This is a genomic window from Salinicola sp. 4072 (genome assembly GCF_036663415.1).
GTDB lineage: Bacteria > Pseudomonadota > Gammaproteobacteria > Pseudomonadales > Halomonadaceae > Salinicola > Salinicola salarius_A.
In genome coordinates, this window is the sequence record NZ_JAXOVV010000001.1 from 388,340 (window position 1) to 402,511 (window position 14,172).

Genomic DNA, 14,172 nt, shown 5'->3' on the forward strand with positions numbered 1-14,172 from the left:
TACGTCGGAAGGCGGCGTATTTTATCAGAACTCTTCATGGAGGCCAATTGGCAGATTCCAGTATCGCCCCCGAGAGCGCGCCACCGCCCCCTCGGATTCTTCGCGTTGCCGTTCCCACGCCGCTGAGGCGTCTCTTCGACTATCGTCCCGCCGGTCAACCGCCCGCTGGCGGGTGGCGGCCGGGACTGCGCGTCAAGATCCCGTTCGGCCGGCGCTACCTGGTCGGGATCGTGATGGAATGCGCCACGCACAGCGAACTGCCCGCCCATCAGCTCAAGCCGATCACCGAGCGCCTCGACGACGAGCCACTGCCGGCGGACTGGCTATGGCTGTGCCAGTTCACCGCCCGCTACTACCAGCATTCGCTGGGCGATACGCTGCATCATGCCCTGCCCGGCCCGCTACGCCAGGGGCGGCCGCTCGAGGCCCGGATTCGCGAACGCTGGAAACTGAACACCTCGGAAGCCCTCGCCCTCGACGCACTGGGCCGCGCGCCGCGCCAGCGTGAACTGGTAAAGCTCCTGGCCCAGCATCGCCACGGCATGATCACCTCCGCAATAACCGCACAAGGTTACACCCGCGCCCAACTGCAGGGGCTGCTCGACAAGGCGCTGATCGGCTGCATTCGGGAGCCGCTGACCGCCGGCGAAGGGTGGTCGGGAGCGCTGCTGGCCGAACCCGCCCTGCCGCTCAATCGCGAGCAGTCGGCAGCATTGGCCGCGTTACACGAAGGGCTGGACCGCTTCCACCCCTGCCTGCTCCATGGCGTTACCGGCAGCGGCAAGACCGAGGTCTACCTGCAACTGATCGAAGGCGTGCTCGGACAGGGCCGCCAAGCGCTGGTACTGGTGCCGGAGATCGGCCTGACACCGCAGACGCTATCGCGCTTTCGCAAGCGCTTTCGCGCGCCGGTGGTGGCACTGCATTCCGGGCTGACCGACCTGGAGCGGCTGGATGCCTGGGAGGCCGCCCGCAGCGGACGCGCTCCGATCATCATCGGCACCCGCTCCGCCATCTTCACGCCACTGGCGAGGCCCGGCGTGATCATCGTCGACGAAGAGCACGACGGCTCGTTCAAGCAGCAGGACGGCCTGCGCTACCACGCCCGCGACCTGGCCATGGCCCGCGCGCAACGCGACGGGGTGCCGATCCTGCTGGGAAGCGCGACGCCATCGCTGGAAACGCTGGCCCAGGCACGCAGCGGCCGCTACCGGCACCTGTGCCTGACCCAGCGCGCCAGTCGTCATGCCCCGGCCAAGCTGGAGCTGGTCGATCTGCGCGGCCGCCTGCGCCAGGGCGGCCTGATTCCGCCAGTGATCGATGCCATCCGCCAGGCACTGAAAGCCGAGGGGCAGGTACTGGTCTTCATCAACCGGCGCGGGTTCTCGCCTTCGCTGGCCTGCCACCAGTGCGGTTGGATCGCCGAATGCCGCCACTGCGACTCGCGCATGACCCTGCACCGCCAGCCGCCCAGGCTGGTCTGCCATCACTGCGAACACCAGACGCCGCAGCCGGACGCCTGCCCGAGCTGCGACAGTGCGGACCTGAGGCCGCTCGGCGCCGGGACCGAACGCACAGAGGAGACGCTGACTACGCTGTTTCCGGACGTCCCGGTCTATCGCATCGACCGGGACAGCACGCGGCGCAAGGAAGCGTTCGACCAGCTGCTGACCGAGATCCGCCGCGGCGAACCGAGCCTCCTGGTGGGCACCCAGATGCTGGCCAAGGGCCACCATCTTCCCCACGTGACACTGGTCGTCGTGGTCAATGCCGACGCCGGCCTCTACGCCAGCGACTTCCGCGCGCTCGAGCAGAGCGCCCAGCTACTGGTGCAGGTGGCCGGACGCGCCGGGCGGGCGGACCGAGCCGGCCGCGTGCTGGTCCAGACGCTGCATCCCGACGACCCGAACCTGCGCCTGCTGGCGGATAGCGGCTACGACGCGCTGGCCTATCAGATGCTGGAAGAGCGACGCCTGGCCGGGCTGCCGCCCTATCGCTATCTGGCCTTGGCGCGTTTCGAAGCCACCCGCGAGGAAGACGCCCGCGAGACCGCAGACGCGGCCGGTGATGCCGTGCGAACCTGGCTTGCCGAACGTCGTCTGGCAGTCCACTGTCTCGGCCCCGTGCCGGCGCCCATGGAACGGCGCCAGAACCGGTATCACCTGCAACTGATGCTGTCGGCGGAAAAACGCAGCGCCCTGCACGAAGCCGGCGCCTGGCTGGTCGGCTGGCTTGAGAACGCCGCCTCGCGACGCGTCCGCTGGTCGCTGGATATCGACCCGATGACGTTGAGTTGAAGCCGCGTGCCGCGTGCCGCGTGCCGCGAAAACGATCCTCGCCAACTCACGAAGTTCGCAATCCCTTTCTCGAAGCTCGAAGCTCGAAGCTCGAAGCTCGAAGCTCGAAGCTCGAAGCTCAAAGCTCAAAGCTCGAAGCTCGGTGGTTAGGGTTTAAAGCCATGCCGCAATCACCGATAATGGCCGCCCTTTTCCCGCGTCGTGACGGCAGGTTCACGACGCCCAGATCCGCGGCACCCCGCGCCGGGTCGGGCCGAGAGCCCCAAGCCCAGGCCCCACGACTACGAAGTAACCCATGAAAGAGACGATTACAGAACTGCTCGAAGCCGCCATCGCCAAGCTGCAGCAGACAGGCGATCTACCGGCGGACGTGAGTCCGGCGATCAAGGTCGATCCGACCCGCGACAAGGCGCATGGCGACTACGCCAGCAATCTGGCACTGGTGCTCGCCAAGCCGGCCGGCTGCAAACCGCGCGATCTCGCCGACAAGCTGGTCGCGGCCCTCCCCGACAACGACGCGATCCGCAAGACGGAGATCGCCGGGCCGGGCTTCATCAACTTCTTTGCCGCGACCGATGCCATTGCGGGCATCGTCAGCCAGATCCTGGATGCCGGAGACACCTTCGGTCGCAGCATGATCGGCGCCGGCGAAAAGGTGCAGGTCGAGTTCGTTTCCGCCAACCCGACCGGGCCGTTGCATGTCGGCCATGGCCGTGGCGCAGCGATCGGCGACTGCCTGTGCCGGGTGCTGGAAGCGACCGGCTTCGACGTGACCCGCGAGTTCTACTACAACGACGCTGGCGCCCAGATCAACAACCTGATGCGCTCGGTGAAGGCCCGCGCCCTCGGCCTCGGCCCCGACGACGAAGGCTGGCCCGAGGACGGCTATCGCGGCGATTACATCAAGGATGTCGCCCAGGCCTATCTGGCCGGCGAAACCGTGACCGCCGACGACCGCGAAGTCACCGCCAAGGCCGATCCGGAAGACGAAGATGCCATCCGCGCCTTTGCCGTGGCCTACCTGCGTCGCGAGCAGGATCTCGACCTCAAGGCGTTCGGGGTCGAGTTCGACGTCTATTTCCTGGAATCGTCGCTGTACGCTGAAGGCCGGGTCGAGGAGACGGTCGAAGCGCTGGTATCCGGCGGGCACACCTACGAGGCCGACGGCGCGCTCTGGCTTCGCACCACCGACTTTGGCGACGACAAGGATCGGGTGATGCGCAAGAGCGACGGCGACTACACCTACTTCGTGCCCGATGTCGCCTATCACTACAACAAGTGGCAGCGCGGCTTCACTACCGTGATCGACGAACAGGGCGCCGACCACCACTCGACCGTCACCCGTGTGCGCGCCGGCCTGCAGGCGCTGGAAGCCGGCATCCCGCAGGGCTGGCCGGACTACGTGCTGCATCAGATGGTGCTGGTGACCCGTTCCGGCGTCGAGGTCAAGCTCTCCAAGCGTGCCGGCAGCTACGTCACGCTGCGGGACCTGATCGACGAGGTGGGCCGCGATGCCACGCGCTACTTCCTCGCCGCACGACGCGCCGACTCCCAATTGACGTTCGATATCGATCTTGCACGGTCGCAGACCAACGATAATCCGGTCTATTACATTCAGTACGCTCATGCCCGCGTCTGCAGCGTGCTGCGCAAGGCGGAAAGCGACGATCTCGCCTTCGACCACGCCGTCGCGATGGCTAACCTGGAACGTCTCGATGCGTCCCAGGAGAAGGCGCTGATGAATCGTCTGGCACGCTACCCTGATGTCGTCGAGCGCGCCGCCCGCACCCGCGAGCCGCATCAGATCGCGCAGTATCTGACCGAGCTCGCCAGCGACTTCCACACCTGCTACAACGCCCAGAAAGTCATGGTAGACGATGCCGAGCTGCGTAACGCACGCCTGGCACTGGGTCTGGCGACACGCCAGGTCATCGGCAATGGATTGGCGCTACTCGGCGTCAGCGCCCCGGAGGAGATGTAAGACATGGCACGCCGCCCCGCTCAGAACAGCCGCCCGTCCCCCTCTCGTTCTTCGCCCAAAGGCGCGACGACGAAGGCTCGCCCGCGCCGATCCGACAGCAGTCAAGGCGGTGGTCTCGGCGGCATTCCGGGGTGGCTGTGGGCGATCGCCGGCCTGATCGCCGGTTTCGCCCTGTCGCAGTATCTGGATCGCTCCTCGCCGGAGCCCGTCGCTGCCGTCGTGCCCCGCCCGACCTCCACTCAGACCACCAGCGGTAGCGACGGCCAGCAGAGCGGGGGCGGCGCCAGCAGCACCCAACAGTCGGCGCCGGCGACCCCGACATTCGAGTTTTACACGCTGCTGCCGGAAACGGAGGTCATCGCGCCCAACAGCGACAGTTCGGCACCGGAACCGACCGCCAAGACGACTCGGGAAGCCGCCGCCGACGATGCTGCGAACCAGACCAAGCAGCCGACGCCCAGCGGTGGTCGCTACGTCCTGCAGGCCGCCTCGTTCCGGGATCTCGGCGACGCCGAGCGCCTGGCCAACCGGCTCAAGGACTTCGGCCTGCTGGCCAAGATCACCGATGTCCGCGCCAACGGCGATCAGCTGTGGCACCGGGTCCAGGTCGGCCCCTACGAGGACAAGCGCGAGCTCTCGCGTGCGCAGGATCTGATGGTGACCCAGGGCATCGAGCCGCTACTGCTGCGCCTGCAGAACTGAGGCCCGCAGGCCAGGCGCCTGCGACAAGCTCGCGGGAACGTTACCGAATACGGCCGGCACTCGTTGCCGGCCGTCCAGCGTCCGCGGCTTTCTCCACAGTCCTTCCCTTCCATTTGCCCCGTTGTGCCTCGCCGCTTTCCCGCCGTTACGCCCCAATGGCTTGATTTCCGCAAGCCCTGCCCGCACTTGATGATTCATGCTGCATCGCGTCGTACCCGTCATCTTTGATTCGGACGTGATGACACCGGTTTTTCGGCGCCGTCGGCCAGACTTGACGGCGCGCCATTGGGAGTTAATTGCATGACCACAATCGTATCCGTGCGCCGTGGCGATCAGGTTGCCCTGGCCGGCGATGGCCAGGTGTCGCTGGGCAATACGGTAATGAAAGGCAATGCCAGCAAGGTTCGCCGTCTCCATCGCGGCCAGGTTCTGGCCGGTTTCGCTGGCGGCACCGCCGACGCCTTCACCCTGTTCGAGCGCTTCGAGGCTCAACTCGAAAAGTACCAGGGGCATCTGACCAAGGCCGCGGTCGAGCTGGCGAAGGAGTGGCGCACCGACCGCGCGCTGCGCCGCCTGGAAGCGATGCTGGCCGTCGCCGACAAGACTGCCTCGCTGATCATCACCGGCAACGGCGACGTGGTCGAACCCGAGCGCGGCATCATCGCCATCGGCTCCGGCGGCCACTTCGCCCAGGCCTCGGCGCGGGCACTGCTCGAGAATACCGATCTTAGCGCGCGCGAGATTACCGAGAAGTCGATCAACATCGCCGCCGACATCTGCGTCTTCACCAATCACCAGATCACGCTCGAAGAGCTGTAACGAGGCCCCATTCCCATGTCTCAGACTCCTTCCCAGGAAACCGCCAGCACGCAGCCGGCGCTGACCCAGTCTTCGATGACGCCGCGTGAGATCGTCCATTCGCTCGACCAGTACATCATCGGCCAGCACGACGCCAAGCGTGCCGTCGCCATCGCGCTGCGCAACCGCTGGCGCCGGATGCGTCTCGACGAGAACATGCGCGGCGAGATCGTGCCCAAGAACATCCTGATGATCGGCCCGACCGGCGTCGGCAAGACCGAGATCGCGCGGCGTCTGGCCAAGCTGGCCGGCGCCCCCTTCCTCAAGGTCGAAGCGACCAAGTTCACCGAAGTCGGCTATGTCGGCCGCGATGTCGAATCGATCATTCGCGACCTGATGGAAATGGCGATCAAGATGGTGCGCGAGCAGGCCAAGACCGAAGTTCGCCACAAGGCACAGGATGCCGCAGAAGACCGCATTCTCGACGCCCTGCTGCCGCGCCCGCGGGGCAGCGAGTACGATGCCGGCCGCGACGACTCCTCTACCCGTCAGGTCTTCCGCAAGAAGCTGCGTGAAGGCCAGCTCGACGACAAGGAGATCGACATCGAGGTGACACCGGCCAGCCAGGGGGTCGACATCATGACGCCGCCCGGCATGGAGGAGATGACCAACCAGCTCCAGAGCCTGTTCGCCAACATGGGCAAGCAGAAGTCCGAGACGCGCCGCGTGGCGGTCAAGGACGCCTGGAAGCTGTTGCAGGACGAGGAAGCCGCCAAGCTGGTCAACGAGGAAGAGATCAAGCAGCGCGCGCTGGAAGCGGTCGAACAGAACGGGATCGTGTTCCTCGACGAGATCGACAAGGTCGCCAAGCGCGGCGAATCCGGCAGCGGCGGCGATGTCTCCCGCGAGGGCGTCCAGCGTGACCTGCTGCCGCTGATCGAGGGCTCCACCGTCTCCACCAAGCACGGCATGGTGCGTACCGACCACATCCTGTTCATCGCCTCCGGCGCCTTCCACCTCTCCAAGCCGTCGGATCTGATTCCGGAACTGCAGGGTCGCCTGCCGATCCGGGTCGAGCTGACGGCGCTGACGCCGGACGATTTCAAGCGCATCCTGACCGAACCGTCGGCCGCGCTGACCAAGCAGTACCGGGCACTGCTCGGCACCGAAGGGCTGGAAGTCCAGTTCACCGAAGACGGCATTTCCCGCATCGCCGAGATCGCCTGGCAGGTCAACGACGGCACCGAGAACATCGGCGCCCGCCGCCTGCACACGGTGATGGAGCGACTGCTCGAGGAAGCCTCGTTCCAGGGCGGCGACTTCGCCAGCCCGCTGGTCATCGACGCCGACTATGTCAACGAGAAGCTCGGTGAACTGGCGGTGGACGAAGACCTGTCGCGGTATATCCTCTGACGAGGAGCCGCGAGCCGCGAGCCGCGAGCCGCGAGCCGCGAAACGATGACCGCCGCTTGTCGCATCGACAAGCGGCTTCACTCGAAGCTACTCTCTATCGCGCCCCAACTCCGGCGCGGTCGAAGCTAGGAGTCTTCCAATGCCTGCCCCCGTTCCCAACCGCGTTCACTACCACAAGGGCGATCGCGAGCTCGAGCTTGGCTACCCCGATGGCGAAAGCTATCGCTTGCCGATCGAGCTGTTGCGCGTCTATTCGCCCTCGGCGGAAGTCCAGGGTCATCATCCCAGCGAAGCCGTGCTGCAGACGGGCAAGCGCCACGTCGGGCTGCTGGATATCTCCCAGGCCGGTCGCTACGCGTTGAAGCTGCATTTCGACGATGGACACAATACCGGGCTTTACACCTGGGAATATCTCTACGACATGGCGACTCATCGGCAAGCCTGGTGGGAGGACTATCTCGCCCGCCTGCAGCGCGCCGGCGCTTCGCGTGAGGCCAGCGTGATCCAGATCCATCAGGTCTGATGCCAGACCCTTGAGCATGACGGCGGCCAACGGGCCGCCGTCTTCTTTTGGCGCGTCATGATGCGCAAAGACAAGTTTGCGACCAGACGCTACAATGCGGACTCGGTCGATTCACATCGATTTACCCCGGCCGCGGGCGTGCCTTTCGCACCCGCTCGAGCCGCCTGGCAGCACACCGCCCAGACAGCGACATCACCGCCCAATGGCGCACGATCGCCGCTCGCGTCATCTCGGAGAAAAGCACATGGACAAGCGCACGACCGACTTCGGCTACGAGAAAGTAGCGATCGACGAGAAAGCCGCCCGCGTGGCGGACGTTTTCCACTCGGTGGCCGCGCGTTACGATGTCATGAACGACCTGATGTCGTTCGGTATCCATCGTCTCTGGAAGCAGTTGACGCTCGAGCGCAGCGGCGTTCGCCAGGGCCACCGCGTTCTCGACATCGCCGGCGGCACCGGCGATCTGACCCGCCAATTCGCGAAACGGGTCGGCCCCAGTGGCCGCGTCATTCTCGCCGACATCAACGAATCCATGCTGCGCGTGGGACGCGACAAGCTGATCGACCACGGTGTCGGCGACAACGTCAAATACGTGCAGGCCAACGCCGAAAGCCTGCCGTTTCCGGACAACAGCTTTCACTGCATCACCATCGCCTTCGGCCTGCGCAACGTCACCGACAAGGACGCAGCGCTGCGTTCAATGGCGCGGGTTCTCAAGCCGGGCGGACGCCTGCTGGTGCTGGAATTCTCCAAGCCGGTCAACGGCCTGCTGTCGAAAGCCTACGACCAGTACTCCTTCCGCCTGCTGCCGCAGATGGGCCGGCTGGTGGCCAACGACGCCGACAGCTATCGCTATCTGGCGGAGTCGATCCGCATGCATCCCGATCAGGAAACGCTCAAGGGCATGATGCAGGCTGCCGGACTGGAGCGCGTCGAATATACCAACATGACCGGCGGCATCGTCGCGCTCCACCGCGGCATCAAGCTCTGAGGGCTGGCGTCATGCTGGATACATTCGCCCTGGTCGCGCTGGAGCGCTCGCTGAACACGCTGCTGCGACGTGACCCCGTATCGCCCGCCCGGCTGGCGGCGCTGGCCGGCCATACCCTACGCCTGGTCTTCGCCGATGCCCGGCTCGGACTGCGCGTGGCCTTTCATGACGATGGCGTCACGCTGGGGCGCGTGCATGACTGGCACGACGCGGACGATCTCGAAATCACCGTCACCCGAGACGTCGTCACCCGTCTGATGGCGGGCGACTCGCCCGAGCGCCTGCTGTTCAGCGGGCAATTGCCGGTTACCGGCCAGACGGGGCTGTTGACTCCAATCCAGACCCTGTTCATGGATCTCGACATCGACTGGGAAGGCGCATTGTCCAGCATCCTGGGCAATGGCACCGCGCACGGCGTGGCCAGCGGCATCCGTCATCTCGACCGTCAGGCCCGTTTTCTGGCCAACGAATGGCAACAGGACATGCGTGAATATCTGTTCGAGGAGCGGCGCTGGCTGGCGGGACGTGACCAGTTGGCCGTAGCCCGCGACCACCTGACCGAACTCCAGCAAGCCGTCGATCGCCTCGGCGCCAGAGTGGCTCGGCTCCAACGTCGTCGGGAGTCCCATTCATGAGTTTGCGGCTATTTCGCATCGCCTGGACCGTCTCCCGTTATCGTCTCGACAGCCTGGTTCCCCAGGAGCGCCTGCCACCAGTCATTCGCTGGCTGTGGCGCTTTGCTCCCGTTCGCCTGATCCCGATCGGCGACCATTCGCGCGGCAAGCGGTTACGTCTGGCGCTGGAATCGCTGGGCCCGATCTTCGTCAAGTTCGGCCAGATGCTGTCGACGCGCCGCGATCTGCTGCCGCCGGATATCGCCGACGAGCTCAAACGGCTGCAGGATCAGGTCCCCCCCTTCCCCGGCGAGACCGCCCGCGCCATGGTCGAGGTCGAGCTGGGCCAGACGGTCGAGGAAGCATTCGCGGCGTTCGAGACCGAGCCGATGGCCTCGGCGTCGATCGCCCAGGTTCACGCCGCCGAGCTGCACAGCGGCGAGCAGGTCGTGGTCAAGATCATTCGCCCCGGTATCGATCGCATCATGCGCGAGGATATCGGCCTGCTGTACACCTTCGCGCGCTTGATGCGCCGGATCCCCGAAGCGCGTCGCCTCCGCCCGGTGGAAGTGGTGCAGGACTACGAAGCGACGCTGTTCGACGAGCTCGATCTCAACAAGGAAGCTGCCAACACCTCGCAGCTCAAGCGCAACTTCCAGAGCTCGCCGCTGCTCTACGTGCCCGCCATTCACTGGTCGCTGACCCATCGTCAGGTCATGGTCCAGGAGCGCATCAACGGCATTCCGGTGGCGGATATCGATGCCTTGCGCGCCCAGGGCACCGATCTCAAGAAGCTGGCCGAGCGTGGTGTGGAGATATTCTTCACCCAGGTCTTCCGCGACAATTTCTTCCATGCCGACATGCATCCCGGCAATATCTTCGTCTCGCGGGACAACCCCACCGAACCCCGTTACATCGCCATCGATTGCGGCATCGTCGGCAGCCTGACCCGGGAAGACCAGGACTACCTGGCGCGGAACCTGCTCGCGTTCTTCCGCCAGGACTATTACGAAGTCGCGGTGCTGCATATCGAATCCGGCTGGGTCGGCGAAGGCACGCGGGCCAACGAGTTCGCTTCGGCGATCCGCGCGGTTTGCGAGCCGATTCTGGAGAAGCCGCTCAAAGACATCTCTTTCGGTCAGGTGCTGCTGGGGCTGTTTCAGACCGCGCGGCGCTTCAACATGGAAGTCCAGCCACAGCTGGTACTCCTGCAGAAAACCCTGCTCAACATCGAAGGCCTGGGTCGCCAGCTCTATCCCGATCTGGACCTGTGGAGCACGGCCAAGCCCTATCTCGAGCGCTGGATGCGCGAGCGCGCCGGGCCCAAGGGCTTCTGGAAGACACTGCAGAAGCACGCGCCGGAACTGGCGCATCAGATTCCGGAGCTGCCGGTGCTCGCGCATCAGGCCCTTTCCGACCGCGAGCAGCAGCGCCGGCTCAACCGCCAGCAGACCGAGGCGCTGACGAGCCTGGAAGCCCGCTTTCAGCGAGCCGCCCCCCGCGCTAGGCGTTTGCGCCTGGGCGCCGTTCTGCTGGCCGTGGCGCTGGCCTGGCAGCCGATGCTGGCGTGGGCGGAACAGCAACCGTGGCCGGTGCTGATCGCGGCCGGCCTGGGCGTAGTGCTGCTGGCGTGGCGCTGAGTGTATGATGATGACCCGAACGTCGAAGTCATCGAGCTCGAATCTCGAATCTCGAATCTCGAATCTCGAATCTCGAATCTCGAATCTCGAATCTCGAAGCCAATCTAGCCTCAGAAGCAGGAATGTCATCTCATGAGTGATACTCTCGAGCAACTGGCGGCGGTACTGGACGCCCGTCGTAGCGCGGACCCGGACAGTTCCTATGTCGCGCAGCTGCATCACCGAGGCCTCAACAAGATCCTGGAAAAGGTCGGCGAGGAAGCGACGGAAACGCTGCTTGCCGCCAAGGATGTCGAGGCGGATAATGCAAAGAGCCGCCAGGATCTGGTCGGCGAAGTGGCCGACCTCTGGTTTCACAGTCTGGTCATGCTGTCGCACCTCGATATCGACCACCGTGAGGTACTGGCGGAACTGGCCCGGCGCTTCGGCGTTTCGGGGCTGGACGAAAAGGCGTCGCGCCAGCGAGACTCATGAGTCATCATCGCGCCAACGCGCATCGGTAAGGAGAAAGTTATGCTGGGCGGGATTAGCATCTGGCAACTGTTGATCGTCCTCGGGATCATCATCCTGATTTTCGGCACCAAGAAACTGCGCAACGTGGGCAGCGACCTGGGCGGCGCCGTCAAGGGCTTCAAGAAGGCCGTCGGTGAAGACGAGGACGAAAAGAAGGGGAGCACGACGCAGCATAGCATCAACCACTCCCAGGACTCGGCGAACCACACCACCCAGGACAGCAACTTCGATAGCCGCGCCGACGAGACGCAGACGTCCAGCGACAAGGCCGAGCGCAAGTAACCGACATGTTCGATATCGGTTTCTTCGAACTTCTGCTGATCGGCATCGTGGGCTTGCTGGTACTGGGACCGGAGCGCCTGCCCAAGGCAGCCCGTACCGCCGGCCTCTGGGTCGGCCGGATCAAGCGCAGCGTCTCGACCATGCAGCGGGAGATCACCTCCCAGCTCGAGGCCGAGGAGCTGCGCCAGAAACTGGCCGAGCAGCAGAAGAAACTGGACGAGGGCATCAATCAGGCACGCCGAGGCGTCGAGAAGCACTTCGAAAGCGACTCGAAAGGCAGCTCGTCTCCTTCGACGCCGACGCCTTCTTCCGGGAACAACCACCAATCGGCCGGGGCAACCTCCGACGCCGACCCGCAGCCGTCGTCGTCCCCTGAGACACCCCCCGCTGCCCCTTCTTCCTTTCCCGCGGACAAGGATTCGGCTTCCCGATGAGCGATGCCTCCTCTCCACCGCCAGATGAACAGCAGCCACAGGCGCCACTGATCGAGCACTTGATAGAGTTGCGCTCCAGGCTGATGAAGGCCGTGATCGTCGTCGTGGTGATCTTCGTCGGGCTCTACGCGTTCTCCAACGACATCTACCGCTTCGTCGCCGACCCGCTAGTGGCCCTGTTGCCGACGGGATCGAAGATGATCGCCACCGAGGTCACCTCGCCGTTCCTGGCGCCTTTCAAACTGACCATGGTGGTGGCGATCTTTGCCGCGATCCCGTTCATTCTCTATCAGGCCTGGGCGTTCATCGCACCGGGGCTCTACAAGCACGAAAAAGCGCTGGCATTCCCGCTGCTCGCCTCCAGCATTCTGCTGTTCTACTGCGGTGCCGCCTTCGCCTACTATATCGTGTTCCCGCTGCTGTTCAGCTTCTTCGTGCATACCGGGCCGCAGGATGTCACGGTGATGACGGACATCAACGCCTATCTCAATTTCGTGCTGAAGATGTTCTTCGCCTTCGGTGTGGCGTTCGAGATTCCCATCGCCACCTTCCTGGTCATCTGGACCGGGATCACCGACGTGAAGAGCCTGAGCAAGAAGCGCCCTTATGTGATTCTGATCTGTTTCATCATCGGCATGCTGCTCACCCCGCCGGACATCATTTCGCAGAGCCTGCTGGCCGTGCCCATGTGGCTTCTGTTCGAGGTCGGCATCATCTTCGGCCGTATCGTCCAGCGTCGTCGCGCAGAAGATCCGACCGGCGCGGACTGATCCGTTCGCGCAGCACTGGTCCGTTCGCGCAGCCTTTTCGTGACAAGCCGCTGCGACAACCGCCCTCATCCTGTCGGCCCTCACGATTGTTATACTGAGGCATAGAACCCACTGTCATCGTTCTGTCATTCGCCGTCGGTAGGGTAGCTACCGGCGCCGCGAACGTGCCGCAAGACATGTTCGCCGTCCACCGTGGAGACATTCATGCGTTACAACCTTCCTCGTCAGTACCCGGCCACCCGCCTGCGTCGTCTACGCAAGAGCGACTTTTCCCGCCGTCTGGCAAGAGAATCGACACTGACGACTGACGACCTGATTCTTCCCGTCTTCGTGCTCGACGGCGAGAAGCGCCGCGAGCCGGTCGCGTCGATGCCGGGCGTCGAGCGTCTGTCCATCGACGAGCTGCTGCGCGAGACCGAAGAGCTGGTCGAACTCGGTATCCCGGCGATCGATCTCTTTCCCTTCACGCCGGCGGAAAAGAAGACCAGCGACGGTGCCGAAGCGTGGAATCCGGACGGAGTGATCCAGCGTGCGATTCGGGCGCTGCGCGAGCGCTTCCCGGATCTCGGCATCATCACCGATGTGGCGCTCGACCCCTACACGACCCATGGTCAGGACGGGGTGCCGGACGAGAACGGCTATCTGATGAATGATCGCACCATCGAGGCGCTGATCAAGCAGGCGCTGTCCCACGCCGAGGCCGGGGCAGACGTCATCTCGCCTTCCGACATGATGGATGGCCGGATCGGCGAGATTCGTGCCACGTTCGAACGCGAGGGGCTGCACGAGACGCAGATCATGGCCTATTCGGCCAAGTACGCCTCGAAGTATTACGGCCCGTTCCGTGATGCCATCGGCTCCAGCGGCAACCTGGGCAAGGCGGACAAGTTCAGCTACCAGATGGATCCGGCCAACACCAACGAAGCGCTGCATGAGACGGCACTGGATATTCAGGAAGGCGCCGACATGGTCATGGTCAAGCCCGGCATGCCGTATCTGGACGTCATCCAGCGCGTGAAGGACTCCTTCGGTGTCCCGACCTTCGCCTACCAGGTCAGCGGCGAATACGCCATGCACATGGCCGCCTTCGAAAAGGGCTGGCTGGATGCCGACAGCGTGATTCTCGAGTCGCTGACCTGCTTCAAGCGCGCGGGTGCCGACGGGATCTTGACCTATTTCGCCAAACGCGCCGCACAATTGCTCAATTCCTGAGG

General features: G+C 64.5%; 14 protein-coding genes. All 14 read left to right on the forward strand.

The features are described from left to right. Positions 1 to 47: 47 nt before the first annotated feature. The 14 genes from R3F72_RS01645 to hemB all read left to right on the forward strand — a co-directional run bounded on the left by R3F72_RS01645 (position 48) and on the right by hemB (position 14,170). Positions 48 to 2,297 (forward strand): primosomal protein N', encoded by a 2,250-nt coding sequence (locus R3F72_RS01645; RefSeq protein ID WP_332778776.1) that lies wholly within the window; start codon positions 48 to 50, stop codon positions 2,295 to 2,297. A gap of 295 nt (positions 2,298 to 2,592) precedes the next feature. Beyond that, the gene (gene argS, locus R3F72_RS01650) at positions 2,593 to 4,278 is read left to right on the forward strand and encodes an arginine--tRNA ligase (protein WP_087717670.1); all 1,686 of its coding nucleotides are present in this window, start codon (positions 2,593 to 2,595) and stop codon (positions 4,276 to 4,278) included. Between the two features lie 3 nt (positions 4,279 to 4,281). Beyond that, positions 4,282 to 4,980: an SPOR domain-containing protein gene (locus tag R3F72_RS01655; RefSeq protein WP_332778777.1), complete on the forward strand. Its 699-nt coding sequence runs from the start codon at positions 4,282 to 4,284 to the stop codon at positions 4,978 to 4,980. 300 nt (positions 4,981 to 5,280) lie between these two features. Then, complete coding sequence (gene hslV, locus R3F72_RS01660) at positions 5,281 to 5,799, forward strand: ATP-dependent protease subunit HslV (RefSeq protein WP_303856887.1); 519 nt, start codon at positions 5,281 to 5,283, stop codon at positions 5,797 to 5,799. Positions 5,800 to 5,814: 15 nt separating this feature from the next. Then, the gene (gene hslU / locus R3F72_RS01665) at positions 5,815 to 7,191 is read left to right on the forward strand and encodes an ATP-dependent protease ATPase subunit HslU (protein WP_332778778.1); all 1,377 of its coding nucleotides are present in this window, start codon (positions 5,815 to 5,817) and stop codon (positions 7,189 to 7,191) included. A 139-nt stretch (positions 7,192 to 7,330) separates the two neighbouring features. Next, a complete protein-coding gene (locus R3F72_RS01670; protein WP_303853130.1) occupies positions 7,331 to 7,714 on the forward strand; it encodes a DUF971 domain-containing protein in 384 nt (127 codons plus the stop codon). A 244-nt stretch (positions 7,715 to 7,958) separates the two neighbouring features. Next, a complete protein-coding gene (ubiE, locus tag R3F72_RS01675) occupies positions 7,959 to 8,705 on the forward strand; it encodes a bifunctional demethylmenaquinone methyltransferase/2-methoxy-6-polyprenyl-1,4-benzoquinol methylase UbiE (protein ID WP_087717826.1) in 747 nt (248 codons plus the stop codon). A gap of 11 nt (positions 8,706 to 8,716) precedes the next feature. After that, entirely contained in the window at positions 8,717 to 9,340 is a 624-nt protein-coding gene (locus R3F72_RS01680) for a ubiquinone biosynthesis accessory factor UbiJ (protein WP_332778779.1), read from the forward strand. After that, positions 9,337 to 10,959 carry a ubiquinone biosynthesis regulatory protein kinase UbiB gene (gene ubiB, locus R3F72_RS01685; RefSeq protein WP_332778780.1) on the forward strand — a complete coding sequence of 541 codons (1,623 nt, stop codon included), beginning with the start codon at positions 9,337 to 9,339 and terminating at the stop codon, positions 10,957 to 10,959. Before R3F72_RS01680 ends, ubiB begins: the two co-directional genes overlap by 4 nt. Positions 10,960 to 11,091: 132 nt before the next feature. Further along, positions 11,092 to 11,433, forward strand: a complete 342-nt coding sequence (locus R3F72_RS01690; protein ID WP_087717664.1) for a phosphoribosyl-ATP diphosphatase — start codon at positions 11,092 to 11,094, stop codon at positions 11,431 to 11,433. 39 nt (positions 11,434 to 11,472) lie between these two features. Continuing rightward, the gene (gene tatA, locus R3F72_RS01695) at positions 11,473 to 11,754 is read left to right on the forward strand and encodes a Sec-independent protein translocase subunit TatA (protein ID WP_071231840.1); all 282 of its coding nucleotides are present in this window, start codon (positions 11,473 to 11,475) and stop codon (positions 11,752 to 11,754) included. Positions 11,755 to 11,759: 5 nt separating this feature from the next. Beyond that, a complete protein-coding gene (tatB, locus tag R3F72_RS01700) occupies positions 11,760 to 12,188 on the forward strand; it encodes a Sec-independent protein translocase protein TatB (RefSeq protein ID WP_087717663.1) in 429 nt (142 codons plus the stop codon). Continuing rightward, positions 12,185 to 12,958: a twin-arginine translocase subunit TatC gene (gene tatC / locus R3F72_RS01705; RefSeq protein ID WP_087717662.1), complete on the forward strand. Its 774-nt coding sequence runs from the start codon at positions 12,185 to 12,187 to the stop codon at positions 12,956 to 12,958. The genes tatB and tatC overlap by 4 nt, the downstream gene beginning before the upstream one ends. A 204-nt stretch (positions 12,959 to 13,162) precedes the next feature. Further along, on the forward strand, positions 13,163 to 14,170 hold the full coding sequence (gene hemB, locus R3F72_RS01710; RefSeq protein ID WP_087717661.1) for a porphobilinogen synthase: 1,008 nt from the start codon (positions 13,163 to 13,165) through the stop codon (positions 14,168 to 14,170). The last annotated feature ends 2 nt before the right edge of the window (positions 14,171 to 14,172 follow it).